This window comes from Flavobacterium panici (assembly GCF_903819335.1).
GTDB lineage: Bacteria > Bacteroidota > Bacteroidia > Flavobacteriales > Flavobacteriaceae > Flavobacterium > Flavobacterium panici.
Genome location: NZ_CAIJDE010000071.1, coordinates 1 through 2,649 on the forward strand (window position 1 = coordinate 1; position 2,649 = coordinate 2,649).

Annotated in this window: 4 protein-coding genes; 1 reads left to right on the top strand and 3 read right to left on the bottom strand. The window is 30.5% G+C overall.

The features are described from left to right. Positions 1 to 461: 461 nt before the first annotated feature. The 3 genes from FLAPXU55_RS23945 to FLAPXU55_RS23955 form a co-directional block, all read right to left on the bottom strand. Positions 462 to 1,010 carry a HutD family protein gene (locus FLAPXU55_RS23945; protein WP_180861929.1) on the bottom strand — a complete coding sequence of 183 codons (549 nt, stop codon included), beginning with the start codon at positions 1,008 to 1,010 and terminating at the stop codon, positions 462 to 464. A 259-nt stretch (positions 1,011 to 1,269) separates the two neighbouring features. Next, positions 1,270 to 1,647, bottom strand: a complete 378-nt coding sequence (locus tag FLAPXU55_RS23950; protein ID WP_235992158.1) for a GNAT family N-acetyltransferase — start codon at positions 1,645 to 1,647, stop codon at positions 1,270 to 1,272. Between the two features lie 213 nt (positions 1,648 to 1,860). Then, positions 1,861 to 2,052 (bottom strand): helix-turn-helix transcriptional regulator, encoded by a 192-nt coding sequence (locus tag FLAPXU55_RS23955; RefSeq protein ID WP_180861931.1) that lies wholly within the window; start codon positions 2,050 to 2,052, stop codon positions 1,861 to 1,863. 160 nt (positions 2,053 to 2,212) lie between these two features. Between FLAPXU55_RS23955 and FLAPXU55_RS23960 the strand changes: the two genes are divergently transcribed. Beyond that, positions 2,213 to 2,425: a hypothetical protein gene (locus FLAPXU55_RS23960; protein ID WP_180861933.1), complete on the top strand. Its 213-nt coding sequence runs from the start codon at positions 2,213 to 2,215 to the stop codon at positions 2,423 to 2,425. Positions 2,426 to 2,649: the final 224 nt, after the last annotated feature.

A 2,649-nucleotide genomic window follows, 5' to 3' on the forward strand; every position in this document is an offset into this window, starting at 1 on the left:
CACAAACTCAGAGGAACGAATAGTTTACTTTTGCTTCCTTTCTCAATCATAAATCTACTTAAATTTTAAAAAACAAATCTAAAGGAGGAACGAGAAATCTCCACAAGTAACTCCGTAAAGAGAATCCAATCTTTGTAGAGCTTCTCGCGGAGATTTCTCCTTCGTCGAAATGACAAACTGTATGGAAACTTTGTCTTAAAAATCTTGGATTTTGCTCCCAATAGCTATCGGGATAAAAGGATTAAAATGATTTTTTTTCACGCAGATTAATCCCCAATCTTGTCATTTCGACGAAGGAGAAATCTTCGTAAGTAACTCCGCAATGAGATTCCAATCTTTGTAGAGCTTCTCGCGGAGATTTCTCGTTCCTCGAAATGATAAACTGTATGGAAACTTTGCGACTTTACAAGATTTAAAAAAAAACTTAGTGCCCTTGTGCCTTCGTGGCAAAACAACTTCTTTTAAAAATCCAATAACCCAAAAAGGCATTCATTAGAAAAATGAAGCAATATATTTTCCTTTTCTTGATTTTCAATGACTAATAAATCATAAGATTCCAGATCATATGGATTCTCATTAATTTTAATAGATGTAGTGTTTAAAGAAAATAAAATTATTATTTGAGCATTACAATTCTGATTGCTATTAGTTATTTCCAGTTTATGACGGGAAATTTTTTCGGAAAGCATCCAATTAAAATCCATACCGTTTGTATAAGAAGTCACTTCATCATCTGAATTAAATCCCATGATTTCATACTTCTCATACACTTTTTTTTCTTTGTTTACCTCAATATCTAAGCAGTTATCAAGCATAACCAAATATCGGAAATAGCCCTTAAATTTGGTAAACTCTGAAGGCACTTTCTCTATTGTAGCGCTGCTTATTCTGAATACAAAATCTCTATTAGTATAGCTTGCTGTTTTTGGATATATCATATATTCATATGTCAATCCGCCACTCCAAATAGAGGGTTTATTATCTTTTTTAGAGAAAAGACTTATTTTCATTTATTGAATATTTTATAAGATTTCAAAGTATCTAAGATTCATATTTAATCTTCTTTTAAATGAACTTATATCACTTATATGGTAAAAAAGAAAAAACTTAGTGTCTTTGTGCCTTCGTGGCAAAAAAAACTTAAATCTTTTTCTCTAAAAATATAAACTCCAAAGGTTCTTCTGAAACTGTAATATGAATTTCGCTTTGAGGGAAAGGTTCTCTTTCGCCTGTATCTACATAACCGTGACGTTTGTACCACGCAATAAGTTATTCTCGAACCGAAATAACCGTCATAATAATACCAGACAAACCAAGAGATTTAGCATGAATTTCGGCTTCAGCCAAAAGCTTTTTCCCGATTCCGCTGTTTTGAAGTTCTGGCGAAACGGTTAACATTCCTAAATACAATTGATGTCCTTTTTCAACCAATAAAACCGAACCAATAATTTTATCATTCTCCGTAAATTTCAGAATCGTATTTTTCGGATCAAGAAAAATTTGGGTCATTTCCTGTTCGTCGGTTCTTTTTCCTTCTAATAAATGCGCTTCGGTTGTCCAGCCTTTTTTCGAAGATTCTCCTCTGTATGCTGAGTTTATTAAGATTGTTAATGCTGGAATGTCTTCGAGTAATGCTTTTGTAATCATGTTATGCGGATTGTATTATAAATATAAATAGTTTCCAGTTTTATCTGAAAAAAAAAATGAATTGCCTAGAGCTTTAGCTGTAGGAACAAAGTTATGTTAGAAAATGGCTTTAGCCTAATCTTTTGTGTTTTTTGGCTAAAGCCCCTTATTGTACTAAACAAAACCTCCAGCTAAAGCTGGAGGCAATTGATTTTTTATAGAAGTAATTTTAATTTATTTTGTTGGAACTAATAATTCTCTAACATCCACATCTAACACTTCAGCAATTTTTCTTAGAATTTCAATACTTGGTTGAGAATTATTATTGCAGTAATTTGTTACCACTACATAACTCTTTTCTATTTTTTCAGCTAGCCACGTTTGCGTTCTTCCTTGTTCTTTTAGGACTTCTTTGATTCTATTCATTTGAATGTTAGCTATTAATAATTTTTTATAATAGTATTTAATATATAAAATTATTACCTATTGATAGTTTTATTTCAGTATGTTAATTTATAATATAAAAACATATTGTAAAATATTATAATTTGATATAAATTTGTATTGAAATTTAATATATTATTTTATGAAAGCATACACTAAAGCAAATCTTGAACAGATAGTCATGATGCAATTAGAAAATTTAAACGCTATCAACGATTTATTATCTATAATGAAATTGCAGAATGAATTAATTCACAATGCCAATAAAAAATTAAAAGATGAAATTTCTGAGTTTAAGGAAAAAAGTTTTACATATTCGGCGAATAAAATAATTCCAAATAAAACTAAAAAATAATTAATAGGATTTGTATTTTAAAAAAAATACGATTTCAATTGCTAGCGCGAGCGTCCCGCTCGTGCAAGTTCCAATTGGTTTTAAATTTCTTTGTGTTCACGAGCGGGACGCTCGCGCTAGCGAGGGTGTCTCGTCCTAAAAAAAGTTTACATATTTACACTTAATCCTAAAATAGATTTACAACTATATTTTAGTCCTGCTATTGGTTTACAATAGTAGGACTT